We start from the raw sequence: 17,758 nt of genomic DNA, 5'->3' as shown, positions 1-17,758 counted from the left end.
CAAGCCCGACCTCGCGGATTCCGGCGCGTCCGCTCCGCATCACGCCCCGGAACCCGCGCCAGAGCCAGTCGGTCGGCCCCCGAACCCTTCACCTCATACTTCCTCGACCGAGCTCGGCTCACGCCGGGACAGGTCGATGCCCAACTCCTCCGCCGCCCGGAAGACCTCGTCGTCCGTCTCGCGCATTTCCAGGGCCACACCGTCGCTGGACAGCACCTCGACGTTGAGGCACAGCGACTGCAGCTCCTTGAGCAACACCTTGAACGACTCCGGAATGCCCGGCTCGGGGATGTTCTCGCCCTTGACGATCGCCTCGTAGACCTTGACCCGGCCCAGGACGTCGTCGGACTTGATGGTCAGCAGCTCCTGCAGGGCGTACGCGGCACCGTAGGCCTGCATCGCCCAGCACTCCATCTCACCGAAGCGCTGGCCACCGAACTGCGCCTTACCGCCCAGCGGCTGCTGAGTGATCATCGAGTACGGGCCGGTCGACCGAGCGTGGATCTTGTCGTCGACCAGGTGGTTGAGCTTGAGGATGTAGATGTAGCCGACCGCGATCGGGTCCGGCAGCGGCTCGCCGGAACGACCGTCGAACAGCTGCGCCTTCCCGCTCGCCCCGATCAGCTGCGTGCCGTCCCGGTTGGCCAGGGTCGACGAGAGCAGACCGGAGATCTCGGCCTCACGGGCACCGTCGAAGACCGGCGTCGCCACGTTGGTGTCCGGCTCGGACTCGTGGGCGTCGATCGACCGCAGCGCCTTCTTCCACTCGGCGTCGTCGCCCTCGACCTTCCAACCGGTCTTGGCGACCCAGCCCAGGTGCGTCTCGAGGACCTGGCCGATGTTCATCCGGCTCGGCACACCGAGCGGGTTGAGCACGATGTCGACCGGCGTGCCGTCCTCCATGAACGGCATGTCCTCGACCGGAAGGATCTTGGAGATGACGCCCTTGTTGCCGTGCCGGCCCGCGAGCTTGTCACCGTCCTGGATCTTCCGCTTCTGGGCCACGTAGACCCGGACCAGCTCGTTGACGCCCGGCGGCAGCTCGTCGCCGTCCTCGCGGGAGAAGGTACGCACGCCGATGACCGTGCCGGTCTCACCGTGCGGCACCTTCAGCGAGGTGTCCCGTACCTCGCGCGCCTTCTCACCGAAGATCGCGCGGAGCAGCCGCTCCTCCGGCGTCAGCTCGGTCTCGCCCTTGGGCGTGACCTTGCCGACCAGGATGTCACCCGGCACCACCTCGGCACCGATCCGGATGATGCCGCGCTCGTCGAGGTCGGCGAGCATTTCCTCGCTGACGTTCGGGATGTCGCGGGTGATCTCCTCCGGACCGAGCTTGGTGTCCCGGGCGTCGACCTCGTGCTCCTCGATGTGGATCGAGGTGAGGACGTCCTGCTGCACCAGGCGCTGGGACAGGATGATCGCGTCCTCGTAGTTGTGCCCCTCCCAGGTCATGAAGGCGACGAGCAGGTTACGCCCGAGCGCCATCTCACCCTCGTCGGTGCACGGACCGTCGGCGATGACCTGGCCGGCCTCGACCCGGTCGCCCTCGAAGACGACCGGCTTCTGGTTGACGCAGGAGCCGGCGTTGGAGCGACGGAACTTGTGCAGCAGGTAGGTGCGGCGGTGCCCGTCGTCCTGGTGCACCGTCACGTAGTCGGCGCACAGGTCCTCGACCACGCCGCCCACCTCGGCGACGACCACGTCACCGGCGTCCACCGCGGCCCGGTACTCCATGCCCGTACCGACCAGCGGCGACTCGGCCTTGACCAGCGGCACCGCCTGACGCTGCATGTTCGCGCCCATCAGGGCCCGGTTGGCGTCGTCGTGCTCCAGGAACGGGATCATCGCGGTCGCGACCGAGGTCATCTGCCGCGGTGACACGTCCATGTAGTCGACGGCCGCCGGCGCGACGTCCTCGGTATCACCGCCCTTACGGCGGACCAGCACCCGGTCCTCGGCGAACGTACCGTCGCTTCTGAGCGGCGCGTTGGCCTGGGCCTTGACGAACCGGTCCTCCTCGTCCGCGGTCAGGTAGTCGATCTGGTCGGTGACCCGACCGTCGACGACCTTGCGGTACGGGGTCTCGATGAACCCGAACGGGTTGACCCTGGCGAACGTCGACAGGGCGCCGATCAGGCCGATGTTCGGGCCTTCCGGCGTCTCGATCGGGCACATCCGGCCGTAGTGCGACGGGTGCACGTCCCGGACCTCGAAGCCGGCCCGTTCCCGGGACAGACCACCGGGGCCGAGCGCGCTCAGCCGACGCCGGTGGGTCAGGCCCGCCAGCGGGTTGGTCTGGTCCATGAACTGGGACAGCTGCGACGTACCGAAGAACTCCTTGATCGCCGCCACCACCGGGCGAATGTTGATCAGGGTCTGCGGCGTGATCGCCTCGACGTCCTGGGTGGTCATCCGCTCGCGGACGACCCGCTCCATCCGGGACAGGCCGACCCGGACCTGGTTCTGGATGAGCTCGCCCACGGTACGCAGGCGACGGTTGCCGAAGTGGTCGATGTCGTCGGCCTCGTAGCCCTCCTCACCAGCGTGCAGCCGGCAGAGGTACTCCACGGTGGCGACGATGTCGTCCTCGGTCAGCGTGCCGGTGGTGATCGGCACCTCGAGTTCAAGCTTCTTGTTGAACTTGTACCGACCGACCTTGGCGACGTCGTACCGCTTCGGGTTGAAGAAGAGGTTGTCGAGCAGGTTCTGGGCGTTCTCCCGCGTCGGCGGCTCACCCGGCCGCAGCTTGCGGTAGATGTCCAGCAGTGCCTCGTCCACCCCGGCGATGTGGTCCTTCTCCAGGGTGGTCATCATCAGCTCGGACCAACCGAACCGTTCGCGGATCTGTTCGTTGGTCCAACCGATCGCCTTGAGCAGCACGGTGACTGCCTGGCGACGCTTGCGGTCGATGCGGACACCAACGGTGTCCCGCTTGTCGATGTCGAACTCCAGCCAGGCACCCCGGCTCGGGATGACCTTGACGCTGGAGAGGTCGCGGTCGGAGGTCTTGTCCGGCTGCTTGTCGAAGTACACGCCCGGGGACCGGACGAGCTGGCTGACCACGACGCGCTCGGTGCCGTTGATGATGAAGGTGCCCTTCGGCGTCATCATCGGGAAGTCACCCATGAACACGGTCTGGCTCTTGATCTCGCCGGTCGTGTTGTTGGTGAACTCCGCGGTCACGAACAGTGGCGCGCAGTAGGTCAGGTCCTTCTCCTTGCACTCCTCGATCGAGGCCTTGACCTCGTCGAAGCGTGGTGCGGAAAAGGACAGTGACATGGTGCCGGAGAAGTCCTCAATGGGACTGATCTCGTCGAGGATCTCCGCGAGACCCGATCGGGCGTGCGGGTCGTTTGCCGACCGGCCCTGCCAAGCCTCATTGCCAACCAGCCAGTCGAAAGACTCGTTCTGGATGGCCAAAAGGTTGGGGACCTCGAGGTGTTCCGTGATCCTGCCGAATGAAACTCGGCGGGGAGCGAAAGCGCTCGACGTACGACTGGTCTTCGCAGGGCGGGAAGCTGCCAAGATGCGTCCTTCCGAGGACCGGTGCTGCAGAACGGCTGTTACGCGTGCACTCCAATGGCCCCACTCCAAATATCCATAATCGGACATTCCGAGCAGGGGCTAAGTCGGAAGGCAGCGCAAACTAGCAGTGTAGCCGAACGGCTAACCGCTGTCCAGCCAACCACGGCGAAGCGTCGCGGACGTGCCGTGACCCGAGGCCGCCACGCGCCCAGCAGGCGCGCTCGCACGTCTCCGCACGCTTCCCGCGGGCCACCGGACACCGGCCGCGGCGTGGAAAGTTGCTGCCGCTGCCATTACCCAGGTGATGGCCGTCGCAAGCGCGGAAGGTCTTGCTGTTGTCAGGGTGCCTGTAGGCGCCGTCCCGCGTCAAGGGCTGGAGCGGGGTACGGAGGGACCTGGTCGACCCCGCGCGGTCCGTCCGGACCGCCGCCGGCGGTCCGGACGGCCGACCAGGGATCATGAACTCCCTGCTGACGGGCGGTCGCAGACGGTCAGGACGGCGAAACGGGCGGCGATCCAGAACTGGATCGCCACCCGTGACGGATCGCTGTGCGGAGGCTCACGCGGAGGCGGTCGCCGCCGACCGTGGCCGGGGCTCGCGCCCCGGCCGTCGGGTCACTTGAGGGTGACCTTGGCGCCTTCGCCCTCGAGCTTGGCCTTGGCCTTGTCCGCGGTCTCCTTGTTGACGTGCTCGAGAACGGCCTTGGGAGCCGCCTCGACCAGGTCCTTGGCCTCCTTGAGGCCCAGGCCGGTCAGCTCACGCACGACCTTGATGACCTGGATCTTCTTGCCACCGTCGGCGTCGAGGATGACGTCGAACTCGTCCTTCTCCGGCTCGGCCTCGACCGGCGCGGCAGCGCCACCGGCGGCGGCCACCGCGACCGGCGCGGCGGCGGTGACCTCGAAGGTCTCCTCGAACTGCTTCACGAACTCCGACAGCTCGATCAGCGTCATCTCCTTGAACGCGTCGAGCAGCTCGTCGGTGCTGAGCTTCGCCATGTCTGGCGTCCTTTCCTAAAGATCTCTAAGGCTGGTGGTAAGGCTGCACAGTCCGCGCTCAGGCGGCCTGCTCGTCCTTTTCGCGCTTGTCCTGCAGGGCCGCCGCCAGGCGGGCGGTCTTCGACAGGGGCGCCTGGAACAGGGCCGCGGCCTTGCTCAGGTTGCCCTTCATCGCGCCGGCCAGCTTGGCCAGCAGCACCTCGCGGGACTCGAGGTCGGCGAGCTTGGTGACCTCGGTCGCCGAGATCGCCTTGCCCTCGAAGACGCCGCCCTTGATGACGAGCTGCGGGTGGGCCTTCGCAAAATCGCGCAGACCCTTGGCCGCCTCAACGACATCGCCGGAGACGAAGGTGAGCGCGGTAGGACCGGTGAACAGCTCGTCGAGGCCGTTGATGCCAGCGTCCGTCGCGGCGCGCTTGGCCAGCGTGTTCTTGGCGACCGTGTAGGTGGTCTCCCGACCGAGCGCACGCCGCAGCTGGGTCAGCTGGGCGACCGTGAGGCCGCGGTACTCGGTGAGCACCGTGGCGCCCGACCCACGGAACTGCTCGGTGAGCTCCGCGACGGCCGTGGACTTGTCGGCCCGAACCGGCTTGTCCGCCATGTCCCTCCTCTCGTTGCTTCGTGCTGGGTACCGCTCCGGACGGAAGCTGCCGGAATCGGTGCCGGAGAACCCGCGCCAACGAGAAAGCCCCGGCGCAGGGCGCACGGGGCGAGGGCCGGCGAAAGGTGACTGACGCGGTCGGCGGACCGGGTCGTCGTCGCCGGGGGTGTCGCTTGCCGCCCTGCGCGGGTCGCCCGTCGGTGCGGGACCTTCGACCGTGCCGGGGCACGGTGACCAGCGGTCTCTGGGTGGAACTTCGCTGAGAAGAATACGGGAGGTGCGTCCAACCGCCAAATCCCGCGGTTGTAATCACGACCTCATTTTCTCGGTTCTCGACGAAAACGGTCCCGCCCAGCACCCGGCAGTCACGGTCGGCGGCGGCGCAGGGCCGCGTAGCCGGCCAACGCGACCGCGGCCCAGATCACCGCCTGAATGCTCAGCAACGCCACCCGGCCGGCCTGGTCGTCCCCGACACCGGCGGTCACCCGGGCGACGGACATCAGCGGCGGGGCCAGCCAGGGCACCGGCGACACCGGCAGGCTCAGCACCATCGCGCCGACCACGCCGCCGACCAGCACCGCCAACCCGTACGTCGTACGTCGGGTGGCCGCGCGGCTGGCCAGGGCGCCGACGGCCACCGCCGCGGGCACGGCGGCCAGATGAGCCCACGCGCCCAGCGCCAACTGACCGGCCAGCGGGGCGTCGACCGCCGGCCGGGGCAACGCCACCCCGCCCAGCAGCCACGGCACGACCAGGCCGAGCAGCACCGTGACCAGGCCGACCACCGTCGCCGCGAGCAACCCGGCGAGCGCCTCCCGGCGCCGACCGACGGTCACCACGGCGAGCCGGCGCTGCACGTCCGGCTCGATGTCCAGCAGCAGTTTCGCCTGCCAGGCCAGCACCGGGAAGAGCACCACGGAGGAGACCGCGTACGCCTCGGCGGCCTGGGACCGGCCGCCACCGTTCAGCACCCCGATCACCAGCAGTCCGGCGAGCAACGGGGCCAGCACCCGCCCGGTCCGCACGAACCCCGTCAACCGCATCACCAGCAGCGCACTCACTGGTCAGCCTCCTGGCGTACCCGCAGGATCTCGTGGCCCGCGGCGCGCAGGGCGGCGACGGTGCCGGCGGCCCGCGCGGTCGGGACGACAACCTCGACCACCGACATGCCGCCGGCGGCGGACGGTTCCTCGACCCGGACGGTCTGCTCGGCGACCAGCCAGTGCAGCGCGCCGGGCAGCCGGACCGTCTCCCCGCGATGATCGCTCACCAGTACGCTGCCGCCGTCGGCCAGCACCTCGGCCACCAGCACCGGCACCAGGTCCCGCGACGCGGCGTCCAGCCCCTCCCACGGCTCGTCCAACACCAGCAGCCCGGGCGGCACGAGCAACGCCTGGGCCAGGCCCACCTTCTGCGCGGTGCCCTTCGACAGCTGCGGCAACGGGATCTCCCGGTACGGCGCCAGGCCCAACCGCTCGACCCACCGGTCCACGGCGGCCGGTGCGGTCGCGGCGGACAGGCCGGCCATCCGGCCCATCGCCGTCAGGTACTGCCGGACGGTGAACGGTTGGTCGGCCGGGAACCGCTCCGGCACCCAGCCCACCCGGCCCGGGCGGTCCAGCACCTCGCCCCGGTCCGGTCGGAACACGCCCGCGGCGAGCTGCAGCAGGGTGGACTTCCCGGCGCCGTTGTGGCCGAGGACGACGGCCGCCTGGCCGGGTCCGATCTCGACCGAGACGTTCCGCAGCACCCACGGGCCGCGACGGGTGTACCGCAGCCAGACGTCGCGCAGTCGCATGGCCGTAAGCGTGCCATGGAAAGACGGAACCGGGGCACCCCCGCAGGGGCGCCCCGGTTCGCGCGATCGGACCGACTCAGGCGTTGTCGGCCTCGGCCAGGTTCTTCACCGCGTTCGGGTCGACCGGCACGCCGGGGCCCATGGTCGTGGTGAGGGTGACCTTCTTGATGTACTTGCCCTTGGCCGCGGACGGCTTGGCCCGCAGCACCTCGTCCAGCACCGCCGCGTAGTTGTCCACCAGCTGCGACTCCGAGAACGACGCCTTGCCGATGATCAGGTGCAGGTTGGAGTGCTTGTCCACCCGGAAGGTGATCTTTCCGCCCTTGATGTCCGCGACGGCCTTGGTGACGTCCATGGTCACCGTGCCGGTCTTCGGGTTCGGCATGAGACCGCGCGGGCCCAGGATCCGCGCGATCCGACCGATCTTGGCCATCTGGTCCGGCGTGGCGATCGCCGCGTCGAAGTCCAGCCAGCCCTCCTGAATCCGGGCGACCAGCTCGTCCGTGCCCACCTCGTCGGCGCCGGCGGCGGCGGCCTCGTCGGCCTTCGCGCCGGCGGCGAACACGATCACGCGGGCGGTCTTGCCGGTGCCGTGCGGCAGGTTCACCGTGCCGCGGACCATCTGGTCGGCCTTACGGGGGTCGACGCCGAGGCGCATCGCGACCTCGACCGTGGCGTCGAACTTGGTGTTGGTGTTGTCCTTGGCCAGCTTGATGGCCTCGGCGGGGGCGTACAGCCGGTCCCGGTCGATGCCCTCGGCGGCCTTGCGGTAGCTCTTGCTGCGCTGCATGTCCTGTTGCTCCTGTGGTTGATGGCGGGCCGCGATGTGCGCGGGCCCTCCCACGACGTGGATTCTGCTCGGATACCGCGAGGTCAGTCGTTGACCGTGATGCCCATCGACCGGGCGGTGCCGGCGATGATCCGCTCGGCCTGCTCGACGTCGTTGGCGTTGAGGTCGGCCATCTTCTTCTCGGCGATCTCGCGCAGCTGCGCCCGGCTGACCGCGCCGACCTTGGTGTCCTGCGGCGCGCCGGAACCCTTCTGCACGCCCGCGGCCTTGAGCAGCAGCCGGGCGGCCGGCGGGGTCTTCAGTACGAAGCTGAAGGTGCGGTCCTCGTAGACGCTGATCTCGGCGGGGACGATGTCACCGCGCTGCGACTCGGTCTGCGAGTTGTACGACTTGCAGAACTCCATGATGTTCACGCCGTGCTGGCCGAGGGCCGGGCCGACCGGCGGAGCCGGGGTGGCCTGTCCCGCCGGCAACTGCAGCGTGAAGGTCTTGACGAGTTTCTTCTTCTTCGGAGGCATGTCTCTTCCTGGGGCTTGATCTGGTGGGTGTGCACCTGACGCGGCACTGGCGGCGGGCACGCACGGTCAGCGTCCCGCACCGCGAGCGACGTTCTAGGGTAGCGCAGCGCGACGCCCGACCATCCGTCGAGGTCCCGCCGGTCACCGGTGCGTTCCGGGCGGCTCGTCGACCGCCCGGAAATCGCGGCCCTAGATCTTGGCGACCTGGTTGAAGTTCAGCTCGACCGGCGTCTCCCGGCCGAAGATCGACACCAGCACCTTGAGCTTCTGCTGGTCGGCGTTGATCTCGCTGATCGTGGCCGGCAGCGACGCGAACGCGCCGTCGGTGACGGTGACCGAGTCGCCGACCTCGAAGTCGAGCACCTTGACCTCGGGCTTGGTCTTCTTCTGCTCGGCGGTTTCCACCGCCGGTGCGAGCCACTTGAGCACCTCGTCGAGCGACAGCGGCGCCGGGCGGTCGGCCCGGTCGGTCGCGCCGACGAAGCCGGTGACCCCCGGGGTGTTCCGCACGCAGGAGTACGACTCGGGGGTCAGCTCCATCCGGACCAGGATGTAGCCGGGGAAGACCTTGTTCTGGACCTGCAGGCGCTTGCCGTTCTTGACCTCGACCTCTTCCCGGGTCGGCACCTCGACCTGGAAGATGAACTCCTCCATGTCGAGGCTGGTGATCCGGGTCTCCAGGTTGGTCTTGACCTTGTTCTCGTACCCCGCGTAGGAGTGCACGACGAACCAGTCACCCGGCGCGTAGCGCAGCTTCTGCCGCAGCTCGGCCACGGGGTCGTAGTCCTCGTCCGGCGCGGACTCCTCGGCGGGGGTCGCGAGATCCGGTTCGCTGGCGGCCTCGACCGACTCGGCACCGGCCGCCGTCGCCACCGAGGACTGCTCGTCGGTGGTCTCGGCGGTCTCGTCGTATTCAGGCACGCTCGCTCACTTCCGTAACTATCGCTGGATCAGCTCGGTCAGCCGCCGAAGACCCACAGGACGCCCTTGGCGAAGCCGAAGTCCAGCCCGGCGACCATCGCCACCACCACGGTGACGAAGGTGACCACCACCGCGGTGTAGGTCAGCAGCTCCTTGCGGGTCGGCCAGATGACCTTACGCAGTTCGGCGACGATCTCACGGATGAACCGGGCGAAGCGGCCGAAAATTCCGACCCGTCCGGTCTCCGCCTTGGCCTTGGACTTGCTGTCCGCCGACTCCGCCTTCTCGGCCTTGCGCCGGGAACGGGTCGCGGTGCCACCCCGGGAGACCGGCTCGTCGTCCTCCACGTCCTCGTCGATGGCGTCGTCGTCGACCGTGTCGTCGATCACGTCGTCGAGGCGGTCGTCCGCGGCGTCCTCGCCGCGCCGATTCTTCTCGGCCACTTCGCCCTCCGTCGCGGGGTGGTTGACTCGCGCGCCGATGGACGCGCGTTGGACTGCATCCTCACCGGCCTCGCAGGCCGGCGAAACTCCGACCCCCGGGACCGGTCAGGCCATAGACGCAGGGGTGACAGGACTTGAACCTGCAGCCTGCGGTTTTGGAGACCGCTGCTCTGCCAATTGAGCTACACCCCTGTGCGGCAGGGTGATCCCGCCCCGACAAGCATGCCGGAACAGGGGTCACTTGCCCCACGGCGGACCAGTGTACGGGTAGAGGTCCGACTTTCCCAACCGGTCACCCCCGCGCGCCGGTCCGCCGTCGTCGCCCGCCGTCAGGACGAGCTACGTACGGTGGCCCTGGCCTGCGCCAGGACCTTCTGGCCGTGGCAGGTCGCGGTCAGGTCGAGCCGGGTCAGTCCGTCCTCGGTGACCTCCTTGACCACGGCCCGTACCTCGATCTCGGTGCCCTGGTCGTCGTCCGGCACCGGCACCGGCCGGGTGAACCGGACCCCGTAGTCGACCACCGCGTCCGGGGCGCCGGCCCACTCGGTCACCGCCCGACCGACCAGCGCCATGGTGAACATGCCGTGGGCGATCACGCCGGGCAGGCCCACGCCGGTGGCGAACCGCTCGCTCCAGTGGATCGGGTTGAAGTCGCCCGACGCGCCCGCGTACCGGACCAGGTCGGCCCGGGTGATCCGGTAGGTCTTCACCGACAGGTCCATCTCAGCCCTCCCCGCGTACGACGATCTTGGACCAGACGGTGACCACCGGCTCGCCGGCGGCGGTCGTCACGTCCGTGCGCATGGTCAGGAAGTCGTGCCCGCCGCGGGCGGTGATCTCCTCGACCAGGCTGACGCAGACCAGCTCGTCGCCGGCCACCACCGGTCGGGTGTAGACGAACCGCTGGTCGCCGTGCACCACCCGGCTGTAGTCGATGCCGAGGGCCGGGTCGGCCACGATCTGCTCGTTGGCGGCCATGGTCAGCACGACCGGGAAGGTGGGCGGCGCCACCACGTCCGGATGCCCGAGCGCCCGGGCGGCCTCCGGCTGGTGGTACGCCGGGTCGGTGGCACCGATGGCGGTGGCGAACTCGCGGATCTTTTCCCGCCCCACCTGGTAGGGGGCGGTCGGCGGATAACTCCGGCCGGCGAAGGAAGGGTCCAAGGGCATGCGTTGGAACCTACACGCCGCGCTCGGCGGGATTCGGAACGCGGGACGCCGCCCTCGGCGGTGGCCACGAGTGGTGGCCGGTGCCGGGACGGCGTCTGCGTGCTGCCTGGTGCCGGCGGTCGCGCCGGCGTGCGGTCAGCGGGTCTCGCGGTGCACGGTGTGCTTGCCGTCCCGCGGGCAGAACTTCTTCAGCTCGATGCGGTCCGGGTCGTTCCGGCGGTTCTTACGCGTGATGTAGTTGCGCTCCTTGCACTCCACACACGCCAAAGTGATCTTTGGACGGACATCAGTCGCCTTGGCCACGGCGGGGTGCCTTCCTCGCTATCGGATCAACTACGACGTACCAGCGTAGACTCTCGTCCCGCAGACACGCAAAGTGGGCGCCTGTGGCGCCCATCGCTTTCGACCTCCGGGGGTGAACCCGTTGGCCGAGAGAGTAGCGGTGGCCGGACTTGAACCGGCGACACAGCGATTATGAGCCGCTTGCTCTACCATCTGAGCTACACCGCCACAGACGGGTCCGGCTGAACCCTCTGAGCCCCCTTACGGAATCGAACCGTAGACCTTCTCCTTACCATGGAGACGCTCTGCCGACTGAGCTAAGGGGGCCTTTCGCGATCTCCCGCGAGACGCGCAGGAGTAAGAGTACACGGCGGCCCCGCTGAGGTGAAATCGGGTTCCCGGTGTCGTCGCGACGGCCGCCGAACCTCCGTTTCACCCCAGGTCAGGGCACCGCACGCAGCCGCCGGACGTCGGTGTTCGGCGGCGGCTCGGACTCGGCCTGCACCTCGAACCAGGTGGCCAGTCGCTCGTACGGCAGCGGGCGGCTGAACAGGAAACCCTGGCCGACCTCGCAGCCGATGTCCTGCAGCAGTTCGAGGGTCAGCTCGCTCTCCACCCCCTCGGCGACCACGGTCAGGCCGAACTGTTGGGAGAGTGTCACCACCGCGTTGACGATGGCCAGGTCGACCGGATCGGTCGCCATGCCCTGGACGAAGGACTGGTCGACCTTCACCTCGTGCACGGGCAACCGGCGCAGGTAGGACAGCGACGAGTAGCCGGTGCCGAAGTCGTCCACGGACAGGCGTACCCCGATGTCCCGCAGCCGGCGCAGGGTGGGCATCGGACGGTCGCTGCCGTCGAGGAGGCCGGCCTCCTTGATCTCGAACGTGAGCCGCTCGGCCGGCACGGCGTACTCGGCGAGCAACGTCTGCACCCGGGACGGGAAATGCGGATCGGTGAGGGTACGCGCGGAGAGGTTGACCGAGATGTTGAGCGGGTTGTCCGGATCGGCCCAGTCCCGGCTGCGGCGCAGCCCTTCCCTCAGCACGATCTCGGTCAGTCGGCCGAGCTGCCCGGTGTGCTCGGCCACCGGCACGAAGTCCTCCGGGGAGACCGTGCCGTGCACCGGGTGTTCCCACCGCGCCAGGCACTCCACCCCGACCAACCGGCGCTCGCCCAGGGTCACCTTGGGCTGGAAGTAAACCTCCAGTTCGTCGTGCTCCAGCGCCCGACGCAGGTCGGCGGCCAGGCCGAGCCGGCGCATCGAGCGCGACTCCAGGACCGGACTGAACAGCTGTACGCCACCGGGCGTCGCCTTGGCGGCCATGGCCGCCAGGTCGACCCGCTGCAGCAGCGTCGCCGGATCGTCACCGTGATCCGGGTGTACGACCACACCGACCGCGGTGTCCACGTCCAAGGTCAGCTCGCCGAACACCATCTCGTCGCGGATCTGCTCGCGCAACTCGCCGGCCAGGTCCAGCGCCGCGTCCACGTTCTCCATGCGCAGGGTGACCACGAACTCGTCGCCGCCGAGTCGACCGACCAGCGCGGCACTCGGCGCGCGGTCGCGCAGCCGCCTGGCCACCTCGGCGAGCACCTTGTCGCCGGCCGCGTGCCCGAGTGACTCGTTCACCCGGCGCAGGTCGTCCACGTCGAACAGCAGGACGGCGACCACCTCCCCCGGCGTACGGATCCGGACCGCCTCCTCCAGCGCGCCGGAGATCCGGCGCCGGTTGGGCAGCCCGGTCACCCCGTCGTGGTACGCGTCGAAGCGCAGCCGGTCGACCAGCCGCGAGTTCTCCAGCGCCACCGCGGCGTGCGCCGCCACCGTCTCGAAGACCGGAATGTCGCTGGGTACGAAGTAACCCATGTCCCCCAGCCGGTTGACCACCTCAATGGTGCCGATCACCACCGAGCCGGACCGCAGCGGCACGACGATGGCGTCCTTCACCTGGTGGTTGCGAAGCACCGCCCGAGTCTCCTCGTCGCCGCCCAGCCGGCTGCCGACGGCGATCGTCTCGCCCCGGTCCCGGGCGGACTGCCGCAGTTCCGGCGGGGTCCGCGTGACGTCCAGCAGTCCCGGGTCGTCCATCCGCGCGGTGAGCAGCACCTCGGGATGCCGGCCCTGCGCGGGGAGCCAGAGCGTGGCGTACTCGGCTTGCATGAGTGCGCGCACGCGACCGAGCATCGCGTCGGCGAGGGTTCCGTTCGGGCCGCTCTCGCTCATCGCCCGTGTCAGCTCGTACATGTCGCCGAGGGTTCGGTGCTGGCGGAAGAACTGGGCGTAGGACCGGTAGACGACGACCAGACCGGCGGCCAGGGCACCGAACAGGAACACCGACCACCAGGTGTACCTGGCCACGATCAGGACGATCAGACCGATGACGACATTGACCGCGACGGTGATCAGGTTCGGTGAGGCCGTCCGGACGACCTCACGGCCGGCCTGGCCCCCCTGAACGAGGGTGATCACCACGACGACCGAGGTCAGCAGCATGATGGTGTAGGTGCTAACGGCGGCGAACAGGATCCCCCAGGTGCCCGGTCCGACGCCCTCCATGGGCGGGAGCGCCCGAAGCAGAACCGCGGCGATGGAGGTCGCCGCCGCGGCGTTGGCGACGTTGAAGCAGAACTTCGCCGGGCTGAGACGGCGCCGAACCTGGGTCACCAGCGCCGCCGCCAAGGTCACGACGACCACGAAGAGAGGTGAGAGCAGGTAGAACGCCAGTACCAGCGGAATCTCGGTGAGCGTCATGGCGAACGACTGACGCCGGATGATGAACCGCGTCTGCGGGATCTCGGCAGTCACCATCAGTCCGAACAGCAGCACGGCCAGCGGCCATTTCTCGAACTGATGGTCGGTCACGATACCCAGACCGACGGTGCAAACCACTGCCACGCAGGCGAGTGGACCGGTAACGAACCAGGCGTAATCCTGTGACCGCCTGGACGGCGGTTGCCTCCTGGTCATGCCGCTCCCGGATTGTTCGGCTTAGACAGCCTGGCCGAACTGCCCAAAATGGACCGGTCGGACGGTCGAGGTGGGTGACATGGCGGTGACACCGGAGGCCGGGAGCAGCTGCTGCTGCCACTCCCAGCCGTACTTCGCGGAGTACACCTGCCACTCCCATCCATCGGACGTGCCACTTCCGCCGTCGCCGTCGCCCAGCAACACGCCGACGGCCACCGTCGCAACAAGGGCCGCTCCAAGCAGGCGGCCCAGCCGTCGAGCGGACATCGTTAGCTCCTGTCGCGAGACGGAGAAGATGGAGATTCCATGATGGTGCCACAGGCGCGAGGGACCGCAAAGCCGTTGGAGTTGCCTCCGACCACGATTGCGGCAAGTTCAACCATTCGGTAGGTGCCCATCCGCCGTGCGGCCTACACCTCGCCACGCCGAAGTCGGGGCACGCATTCACGGAACGTGTATTGCGACGTTACTCACGATCAGGTCCGAGATCTCAAAGCTCGCATTTCCGGGGAGCTACGCCAAAATTGAACATGTCCGACGTTCGGCTCATAGGATCTGCCTCCGCGACGCATTGGCATCACAATCCGCTCCGCGATTACGCCGGGCAATCAGAGCCTCAATAAACTGAAATTAACTCGTCAGCCTGATACTGGTCGCCCACAGAGAGTTACGCAACCCCGTCGCGCGAGTGAATACTCCGAGAATCGCCATAATTCGCCCCCAATCGGAATCAGGCCACCTGGCCGCCCGACGAGCACGACCCTTGGCGCCGGGCGACCGCGGTGGCGGTACGCCAGCGTTAAGCCAAGCGACGCCGCCGCGTTACGCAGGCCGTAGGGTCACCCAGCCGGCGACGACGCGGCCTGCGCCTCGGTGAGCGCGGGTTGCCGAGCGAGATCAACGACAACGGCCCCCGATCAGCATCTCTGCTGTTCGGGGGCCGTTCTCGCACCTGGTGGCGGGTAGAGGATTCGAACCTCTGTAGCTTTCGCGACGGATTTACAGTCCGCTCCCATTGGCCGCTCGGGCAACCCGCCAGGGCGTGCCGCCACGTTCAACGCGGCGGCGGAAGCAAGGATAGCGGTAGCGCCGGGCCGGTGCGCAACCGGGTACGGTCGGCGGGATGGGCCGCCGGCCGGTGGCCCGGACATCTTCATATCGCCAACTCCAGGAGCAATGATCATGGCAGCGAACCCGTCGTTCGACATCGTCAGCAAGGTCGACCGGCAGGAGATCGACAACGCGGTCCGCCAGGCGGAGCGGGAGCTGGGCACCCGGTTCGACTTCCGGGGTACGGGCGCCTCGATCTCCTGGGCCGGCGAGGAGGCGGTCAGCCTCAGTGCCGAGACGGAGGAGCGGGTGAAGGCCGCCCTCGACGTCTTCAAGGAGAAGGTCGTCAAGCGGAACATCTCCCTGAAGTCCCTGGACTGCGGCGACCCGCGGGCATCCGGCAAGACTTACAAGATCGACTGCAAGGTGATCCAGGGCATCGACTCGGAGAAGGCCAAGGCGATCAGCAAGAAGATCCGCGACGAGGGCCCCAAGGGCGTACAGGCGCAGATCCAGGGCGACCAGCTGCGGGTGACCGGCAAGAAGAAGGACGACCTGCAGGCCGTCATCACGCTGCTCAAGGGCGAGGACTTCGGCGTCGCCCTGCAGTTCACCAACTACCGCTGACCGGATAGCCGCGCCCGCGCCGCCCGCCACAACGATGTGCGGGGACGGCGGCGCGGGCGATCATGGCGACGCCGACCGGTCCGGTCGGCTTCTCCCCCGCCTCAGCCCACCCCCGGCAGGCCGAGCACCAGCTGAACCTGCTGGGCGAGCGCCCGGGCCTGGTGGACGGCGAGCGGATACTCGACCGGGCGTCCGACATGACAGCATGGCCGGGTGCGCGATGACCTTGCGGCCGCCGTCCACGCCTTCCATGAGGCGCAGGACGCGATCAGCGATGCCGAATCGGCCCTCGCGGCGGCGAAGGGTAGCCTGCCCGAGGCTCGCCAACGGCTGCACCAGGCGATCGTGGCCGCCGCCAGCGCCGGAATGCGGCAACGCGAGATCGTCGAGGTGACCGGCTACAACCGCGAGAGCGTGCGCCGAATCCTGCGAGCCGGCGGTATCGAGCCGGAGTAGCAGCCCGGCACGGGGGGATTGATGGACGTGACAGGCCCGATCGACTGGCGACCGCTCTACGTGCAGCTCGCGGACACCATCGCCGAGCAGATCGAACGCGGCGACCTGGCGCCGGGGCAGGTCATCCCGAGCGAGCCGTACCTGATGGGCACGTACAACATGAGCCGCGGGACGGTCCGCGCCGGCCTGCGGCTGCTGCGCGAACGCGGCCTGATCGTCACCCAGCCCGGCAAGGGCTCGTTCGTCGTCGAACCGAAGAGGTAACCCGTACCGTCAGACCGGCTCGGCGGCGAGGTCCTCGCCGGTCCGGGCGGTCGCGGTCGCGTCGGCGCGGGCGATCGAGCCGGACGGCCGGGCCGCCACCAGGGCCGCGCCGCCGACCGCCACTCCGGCGATCAGGAACGCCACCGGGGCCCCGCCGAGTCGGTCGACGACCACCCCGGCGACCGCGCCGCCGGCCGCGTTGAGGCCCACCGCCACGGTGACCACCCAGGTGTACGCCTCGTTCAGCATGCTGGCCGGGGCGATCCGGCCGACCAGGGTGGTCTCCAGGGTCAGCGTGGGTCCGATGGTGGCGCCGCCGACCAGCAGCGCCACGCCGAGCGCGATCGGGTTCGGCATCACCGCGAACACCGCGAAGCTGGCCGCCACCAGGCCGAGCAGGACGGCGAACTGACGGGTCGGGTGGGCGGACGTCCGCCGGGTGCCGAACCAGAGCCCGCCGGTGGTGCTGCCGACCGCCCAGAGCGCGAGCAGGATGCCGGCCAGGCTCTCCGCGTCGGCGCCGGTGCGGTGCGCCGACGCGTACGCCGGGACGGTCACCCCGGCCACGCCGAACGCGACGCCGAGCCCGGCGACGCAGAGCAGCAGGGCCGGGACGCCGGCCACCCGCAGCGGGCCGAGGCCCCGGGCGTGTGACCGCCTCGGGTGCGGTCGCCAGGCGCGCATCACCCGGCCGAGGGCGACCACGGTGGTGCCGACCAGGGTCACCACCGCCGAGCCGATCAGCGCGGCGGCCGCGTCGGCGATCAGCACGAAGGCGGCGACCAGCAGCGGGCCGAGGGCGAAGACCACCTCGAAGAGCGCGGTCTCGGCGGCGAGCGCGGTGTTGCGCAGGGCGTACCGGCCGGAGGCGGGGCTGGTGAGGTCGGTCCAGGCGCCGCGGACGGCGGCGCTCATCGGCGGGTACGTCGCGCCGGCCAGGCCCGCGGTCAGGTAGATCGCGGTGATCGCGCCGGCGCCGGCCCGGGTGGTGAGCAGCAGCCCGACCAGGGCGAGCGGGTGGGCCACGGCGGTGACCAGCAGTACGGGGGTCGGGCCGAGGCGGTCGGCGAGTCGGCCGGCGAGCGGGCTGAGGGCCGCGCCGGCCAGCGCGAAGATCCCGCCGGCGATGGCGGCCACCGTGTACGAGTGGGTCACCCGCTGCACGACGAGCAGCAGCGCGAGCGGGGTCATCCCGATGCCGAGCCGGCCGAGGATGCCGGCGACGAGCAGGGTGGGCGCCCCGGGAATCCGCCACACGGCGAGGTACTGGCGCAACGCGGCCACGGCGGCGAACCTCCTCGCGGTAACGGGCGACAACCGGGCTAGACCCTAACGCCGCGGCC

At 69.3% G+C, this 17,758-nt stretch carries 19 protein-coding genes and 4 tRNA genes; 4 read left to right on the top strand and 19 right to left on the bottom strand.

Translation table 11 applies throughout. The features are described from left to right. Positions 1-93: 93 nt before the first annotated feature. The 18 genes from rpoB to ACFOX0_RS02325 form a co-directional block, all read right to left on the bottom strand. The gene (rpoB, locus tag ACFOX0_RS02410; protein ID WP_377541720.1) at positions 94-3,525 is read right to left on the bottom strand and encodes a DNA-directed RNA polymerase subunit beta; all 3,432 of its coding nucleotides are present in this window, start codon (positions 3,523-3,525) and stop codon (positions 94-96) included. 615 nt (positions 3,526-4,140) lie between these two features. After that, positions 4,141-4,524: a 50S ribosomal protein L7/L12 gene (gene rplL, locus ACFOX0_RS02405; protein WP_377541719.1), complete on the bottom strand. Its 384-nt coding sequence runs from the start codon at positions 4,522-4,524 to the stop codon at positions 4,141-4,143. Between the two features lie 58 nt (positions 4,525-4,582). After that, on the bottom strand, positions 4,583-5,125 hold the full coding sequence (rplJ, locus tag ACFOX0_RS02400; protein ID WP_377541718.1) for a 50S ribosomal protein L10: 543 nt from the start codon (positions 5,123-5,125) through the stop codon (positions 4,583-4,585). 365 nt (positions 5,126-5,490) lie between these two features. After that, positions 5,491-6,186, bottom strand: coding sequence for a hypothetical protein (locus tag ACFOX0_RS02395; protein WP_377541717.1), 696 nt, complete (start codon positions 6,184-6,186; stop codon positions 5,491-5,493). Then, a complete protein-coding gene (locus ACFOX0_RS02390) occupies positions 6,183-6,923 on the bottom strand; it encodes an ABC transporter ATP-binding protein (protein WP_377541716.1) in 741 nt (246 codons plus the stop codon). Before ACFOX0_RS02390 ends, ACFOX0_RS02395 begins: the two co-directional genes overlap by 4 nt. 76 nt (positions 6,924-6,999) lie before the next feature. Continuing rightward, positions 7,000-7,713 carry a 50S ribosomal protein L1 gene (gene rplA / locus ACFOX0_RS02385; RefSeq protein WP_377541715.1) on the bottom strand — a complete coding sequence of 238 codons (714 nt, stop codon included), beginning with the start codon at positions 7,711-7,713 and terminating at the stop codon, positions 7,000-7,002. Positions 7,714-7,796: 83 nt separating this feature from the next. Next, the gene (gene rplK, locus ACFOX0_RS02380) at positions 7,797-8,231 is read right to left on the bottom strand and encodes a 50S ribosomal protein L11 (protein WP_377541713.1); all 435 of its coding nucleotides are present in this window, start codon (positions 8,229-8,231) and stop codon (positions 7,797-7,799) included. Positions 8,232-8,420: 189 nt separating this feature from the next. After that, a complete protein-coding gene (gene nusG, locus ACFOX0_RS02375; RefSeq protein ID WP_377541711.1) occupies positions 8,421-9,152 on the bottom strand; it encodes a transcription termination/antitermination protein NusG in 732 nt (243 codons plus the stop codon). Positions 9,153-9,190: 38 nt separating this feature from the next. Then, entirely contained in the window at positions 9,191-9,595 is a 405-nt protein-coding gene (secE, locus tag ACFOX0_RS02370; RefSeq protein WP_377541709.1) for a preprotein translocase subunit SecE, read from the bottom strand. 119 nt (positions 9,596-9,714) lie between these two features. Further along, positions 9,715-9,787 (bottom strand) — tRNA-Trp (locus tag ACFOX0_RS02365). Between the two features lie 137 nt (positions 9,788-9,924). Beyond that, a complete protein-coding gene (locus tag ACFOX0_RS02360; protein WP_377541708.1) occupies positions 9,925-10,317 on the bottom strand; it encodes a MaoC family dehydratase in 393 nt (130 codons plus the stop codon). Position 10,318: 1 nt separating this feature from the next. Next, positions 10,319-10,765, bottom strand: a complete 447-nt coding sequence (locus tag ACFOX0_RS02355) for an FAS1-like dehydratase domain-containing protein (RefSeq protein ID WP_377541707.1) — start codon at positions 10,763-10,765, stop codon at positions 10,319-10,321. A 135-nt stretch (positions 10,766-10,900) separates the two neighbouring features. After that, positions 10,901-11,068, bottom strand: coding sequence for a 50S ribosomal protein L33 (gene rpmG, locus ACFOX0_RS02350; RefSeq protein WP_013288652.1), 168 nt, complete (start codon positions 11,066-11,068; stop codon positions 10,901-10,903). A gap of 134 nt (positions 11,069-11,202) precedes the next feature. Further along, a tRNA-Met gene (locus ACFOX0_RS02345) sits at positions 11,203-11,275 on the bottom strand. A gap of 26 nt (positions 11,276-11,301) precedes the next feature. After that, positions 11,302-11,374: transfer RNA gene (locus ACFOX0_RS02340), tRNA-Thr, on the bottom strand. Between the two features lie 115 nt (positions 11,375-11,489). Further along, entirely contained in the window at positions 11,490-14,018 is a 2,529-nt protein-coding gene (locus ACFOX0_RS02335) for a putative bifunctional diguanylate cyclase/phosphodiesterase (RefSeq protein ID WP_377541706.1), read from the bottom strand. A 21-nt stretch (positions 14,019-14,039) separates the two neighbouring features. Continuing rightward, a complete protein-coding gene (locus tag ACFOX0_RS02330) occupies positions 14,040-14,285 on the bottom strand; it encodes a hypothetical protein (RefSeq protein ID WP_377541705.1) in 246 nt (81 codons plus the stop codon). A 686-nt stretch (positions 14,286-14,971) separates the two neighbouring features. Beyond that, positions 14,972-15,055: transfer RNA gene (locus ACFOX0_RS02325), tRNA-Tyr, on the bottom strand. A 145-nt stretch (positions 15,056-15,200) separates the two neighbouring features. On the opposite strand from ACFOX0_RS02325, the gene ACFOX0_RS02320 reads away from it, so the two are divergent. The 4 genes from ACFOX0_RS02320 to ACFOX0_RS02305 all read left to right on the top strand — a co-directional run bounded on the left by ACFOX0_RS02320 (position 15,201) and on the right by ACFOX0_RS02305 (position 16,415). Further along, on the top strand, positions 15,201-15,695 hold the full coding sequence (locus ACFOX0_RS02320; RefSeq protein ID WP_377541704.1) for a YajQ family cyclic di-GMP-binding protein: 495 nt from the start codon (positions 15,201-15,203) through the stop codon (positions 15,693-15,695). A gap of 62 nt (positions 15,696-15,757) precedes the next feature. After that, positions 15,758-15,919, top strand: coding sequence for a hypothetical protein (locus tag ACFOX0_RS02315; protein ID WP_377541703.1), 162 nt, complete (start codon positions 15,758-15,760; stop codon positions 15,917-15,919). Then, complete coding sequence (locus ACFOX0_RS02310) at positions 15,909-16,151, top strand: hypothetical protein (protein ID WP_377541702.1); 243 nt, start codon at positions 15,909-15,911, stop codon at positions 16,149-16,151. The genes ACFOX0_RS02315 and ACFOX0_RS02310 overlap by 11 nt, the downstream gene beginning before the upstream one ends. A gap of 21 nt (positions 16,152-16,172) precedes the next feature. After that, on the top strand, positions 16,173-16,415 hold the full coding sequence (locus tag ACFOX0_RS02305; protein WP_377541701.1) for a GntR family transcriptional regulator: 243 nt from the start codon (positions 16,173-16,175) through the stop codon (positions 16,413-16,415). 9 nt (positions 16,416-16,424) lie between these two features. On the opposite strand, the gene ACFOX0_RS02300 is transcribed toward ACFOX0_RS02305, so the two are convergent. Beyond that, positions 16,425-17,699 (bottom strand): MFS transporter, encoded by a 1,275-nt coding sequence (locus tag ACFOX0_RS02300; RefSeq protein ID WP_377541699.1) that lies wholly within the window; start codon positions 17,697-17,699, stop codon positions 16,425-16,427. Between the last annotated feature and the right edge of the window lie 59 nt (positions 17,700-17,758).

Origin of the sequence: Micromonospora zhanjiangensis (assembly GCF_042650605.1) — a bacterium.
Lineage (GTDB): Bacteria > Actinomycetota > Actinomycetes > Mycobacteriales > Micromonosporaceae > Micromonospora_J > Micromonospora_J zhanjiangensis.
Note: the sequence above shows the minus strand (reverse complement) of the source record. Positions and strands in the feature narration are given on the sequence as shown.